Raw genomic sequence first — 3,847 nt, 5'->3', positions numbered from 1 at the left:
GATAGCAAGGGCTTTCATGCGTTTTCCCTGCGTAGTAAGTCTACTCCAATAGAGCTAGTGCTTTCGCCCTTTCCGATTACTCATATTGGGCTGATAGTACTCTGACGAGGGTGAGTTTCGGTAATAGTTTGAGCCAATTTTGCCAGTATGTGAGTTAATATTCCCCTTATAGGAGTAGTTATCTCGTACTGTGTGATTTGGATCACTTCGATAGTGCCTCTGCACATATGTACCATCACTACGATTATATCCATTTACTAAAGTATCTGAGAATACAGGTAGCGCCACGAAACATAACAAAGTAGTTAATGTGGTAAGGAAAAAACTTTTTCTCATAAATTCACCTCTCTTAATCTCTAAGGTTCTAATCCCCTATGTCAAACTGCATTTTCAGTACGGAACAGTGATAAAGATTAGATCCTATTGATAGTACCCTGCTTTCGCGTAGCGAAAGTCCAACTGAAGGGGGAGATCGGAGATTCTTTATTCCAAGAACCTCTTACTTCACCCAGTTTTATTAGAGCAAGCATTTATAGTTAAGTTCCTACCAAATCGAGATTTTTTTTCAGAAGGCAGGTAAATGTAAACAAGCCCCTAGCATTAGATCTATCCTATTATTCAACGTACTTGGTGAAGGCAATGTATTAAAACCCCAGCTATCAGGCCAACATTGGACTTGAGCAGCTTATCAGGATTGGAGGAGGCAGAGTAAAGACATGAAAGAATCCGTACTTTTTATTGTAATAACTTTATTTTCATTAACCGGAACAGCATCTGATAAAGACTATGGAACAGCTATCGTTGAAGAGCTCATCTCTGTTTACGATGCTGACACCTTTCGAGTCCACATCTCAGGCTGGCCTGATATTGTTGGCAATAATATCCCGATTAGAGCTGACGGTTTTGATGCACCTGAGATTAGGGGGAAATGTCCTCAAGAAAAGGTAGGGGCGCAGCGAGCAAAGTCCCTAACTGTTAATGCGCTGGAAAATGCACAAACCATTGAGCTGCGTAACATGCGCAGAGGTAAATATTTTCGAATCATCGCAGATGTGTACGTAGACGATAGATCTCTGAAAGACATGCATCTTTCTGCTGGGACGGCAGTTCCTTACTCTGGTGGGACCCGCATTAGTTGGTGTTCAGAATAACTTACGCGAAGAAATAATAAGGGGTTGGCACTTCATAAAGCGGACGCAAATATTGCTCCACCTCTATCGTGAGCATGAGGCTCTGAAGCCCTACCTTACTTAGTGTCAGTCCGAAAACCCATCAAATTTTCAAACCGGTAGAAACTGTATGAAAGTGATTGGCTGAAACTCGGCATTTTTCTAACTTTTGGCCATCACCCAACTGATATTTTCAACAATATCCACAGGGAACACTGATTTTCGGACACGGGCAACCCTCACCAACAGTGATCTGAGCTCCTGTCCGGTGGTGTTATCTGTTCAAGCTGCTCTTTGCAGAAGAGGCGACTTGCCCTGATCCTTTTTAAGCAACAGTTTGCCTAATCGTTGCAAATTATTTCCGACAACTGCCAGAGCCGTATAACGCTTGAAGGCTGTTAACCCACTGTCTCGGCACTTATCCAGGCCGTGAACCTCGAGACAGTTTATGTCGCACTCAACGGCTGAATGTCGGCGACGGGCTCGCTGGAATTCCAGGTGGCGTTCTCGTGATTTGTCCGCGGACGATAACCGCCCCTTCTTGGGAAGCACGGCATGTTCCAGAAAGGTATTCAGTTCTGCAAGATTTTTGGGACTCCAAAATCCCTTGTCATAACTGACCTGATTCATCGATGGGAAGCGTTTCTGGGCTCCTTTTGCCATGGGTACGGTAACTTTGTCGTCGGTTTCTTTTACCATTACATGGTGGTGCAATGTAAAACCAAACTGATCTTGAAGAACGCAAACACGCAATCCCAACTCAACAGGCACACCGGCTTTGCCTTTACTGATCCATTCCGTGTGCGGCTCAAATAATGAGAAAATTTTGTCGTGGTGAGGAATGACCTGTTCTTCAAAAACACGGCGGATGATCAGCTCGACCTGACGTGCACCTTGCTGGATAAACCATTCCAGTTGATCCGGATTGCTGTCTTTAACACCACGTTTTTCAGTAGTGACAGGGTTATCTGACCCTTCACAAGAATATGTTTACAGTGCTGTATGTAGGCCAAATAGGCATCGTCCATCTGGCTGGCTTTGGCAACCCGACGAGATTCGCTGCTGGCCGTCGAATGTTTGAGTCTGCGGACGGCATGGTAACGCCTGGTCAGTGTGCTCAGCAGATATTTCTGCTGTCTCCAGAGTGTTTCCCCCAGTCCAGAAGCTGCGGTTCCCACTATTTCAGTTATTTTTCGGCAGGCATCCCTGAGCAAACTCAGATCAGTGGGAAAGTGCACATTGGTTTCTACGACGAAGGAGTCGCAACGGCCCTGAATCGCTTCATCTTTTTTTTACCAGTTGATGTCCTGCATTAACGACAACCTGATTAATCTGGTCAAGTATCTCCGGCGTCAGTAGGCTCACATTGTCACAGACTGTTTGCAACCGATAGATGTGTTCATCGTAAGGGCCATGCCCCAGCATCTGTCGAAGCGTCCCATGTTCATTGGCCAGCTCCAGAAGGCGATCATAATCGCAGTTGATACAGAGACGGAGTGTACCCAGTACCAGCACACGCCAGAGATCCATCCCAGGACGGCCGTTATTGCGGTTAACACTTTCAGGAATGGCCTGCTCCAGGATCTGGAATACAGCCTTCTGCAGTTCCGGAGTGATGTAGATATGCTGGAGACCACGGAGTAACCGGGGAATGTCATCGCGGGAGCGTTCATTGAAGCGGATCGCGGAGATATCAACTTCACCCAGCTGTTTTTGTGGTTCAAATGGCTGACGCATGATGAAAAACGGAACCTGTCAGAAAACTTCGTTGGCAATTATGCCCCAAAAGCCAGTAATGCCAAGGGTTTTGTGTTTTCGGACAGGCACTACTTATAACTCGCTTTCTCCCCACACCATCCTAATGTGAACACTGCAACGAACAACAACATCAAGGAGAAAGCCATGAGCAAGAACGCCACAGAGACTAAGACTACAAACAAGTCAACCGCAGCCGCCTCAACCGAGATCATCGCCAAAAACTTCAAGGCCATGCTCAACAAAACCTACGAAGTACGGATTGATGAGCAGCCTGTCACCGAAGGTGGCCTGAACTGCATCGGAGGCTGGAAGGCCACACTCAAAACAGCCAGTGAGGAGGTTGCCTTCGACGAAAAGGCACTTGCTGAAATCCGATACGAAAAAGGCGATTACCTGCTCGACGATGCCAAAGGTAAAGGCCGCACTGTGGCTTTCTATACCATGCGCAAGGTCAGCCCTCGCCTGTAACGGCCAAGGGTACACAGCGCGACAAAGGAGCCGGACTGGCTCCTTTTTTGTATCTGACTATTCTTGCCCACCCGCTACAAAAATGAGGACAGATGCGTTTATCTCACTCTCTCTTGAATCGCTTATTTCATCGCCAATCAGCTGGATTAAGTGGGACGTCATCCTACTGTTAACACAACAAAGGACGACGCAGTAAGGAGAAGCAGCATGGACAAAAATAAAACCACCGCACTTGAAACCTTCGTAGAGCATAAAGAAAACGCTATCACCCTCCTTGACCAGATCCGCACACTCGCAGAAGACCACATGGGCTACGAGCCAGAGGAAGTAAACTGGGCGCACGCTGGCACCATGGCTTCGGTAGTAGAAGACCTGAAGGCATTAGCTGAGAAGGTAGGCATAGACAGCGACGAGGCCCTGAACGGCTAACAGATCCACACACTACACAACAG

Annotated in this window: 3 protein-coding genes and 1 pseudogene; 3 read left to right on the top strand and 1 reads right to left on the bottom strand. The window is 46.9% G+C overall.

Annotation, left to right across the window (positions count from 1 at the left end; all coding sequences use genetic code 11):
- Positions 1 to 716: 716 nt before the first annotated feature.
- Complete coding sequence (locus E1189_RS02740; protein ID WP_155158526.1) at positions 717 to 1,151, top strand: thermonuclease family protein; 435 nt, start codon at positions 717 to 719, stop codon at positions 1,149 to 1,151.
- A gap of 300 nt (positions 1,152 to 1,451) precedes the next feature.
- Here the strand turns inward: E1189_RS02740 and E1189_RS02735 are convergent.
- Positions 1,452 to 2,906 (bottom strand): annotated as a pseudogene (locus tag E1189_RS02735) (ISNCY family transposase).
- Positions 2,907 to 3,071: 165 nt separating this feature from the next.
- On the opposite strand from E1189_RS02735, the gene E1189_RS02730 reads away from it, so the two are divergent.
- Positions 3,072 to 3,395, top strand: coding sequence for a hypothetical protein (locus E1189_RS02730; RefSeq protein ID WP_155158525.1), 324 nt, complete (start codon positions 3,072 to 3,074; stop codon positions 3,393 to 3,395).
- A gap of 207 nt (positions 3,396 to 3,602) precedes the next feature.
- Positions 3,603 to 3,824, top strand: coding sequence for a hypothetical protein (locus E1189_RS02725; RefSeq protein ID WP_155158524.1), 222 nt, complete (start codon positions 3,603 to 3,605; stop codon positions 3,822 to 3,824).
- The last annotated feature ends 23 nt before the right edge of the window (positions 3,825 to 3,847 follow it).

Source organism: Parendozoicomonas verongulae (genome assembly GCF_009711465.1).
Lineage (GTDB): Bacteria > Pseudomonadota > Gammaproteobacteria > Pseudomonadales > Endozoicomonadaceae > Sansalvadorimonas > Sansalvadorimonas verongulae.
This window is presented reverse-complemented; position numbering and strand designations above follow the sequence as displayed.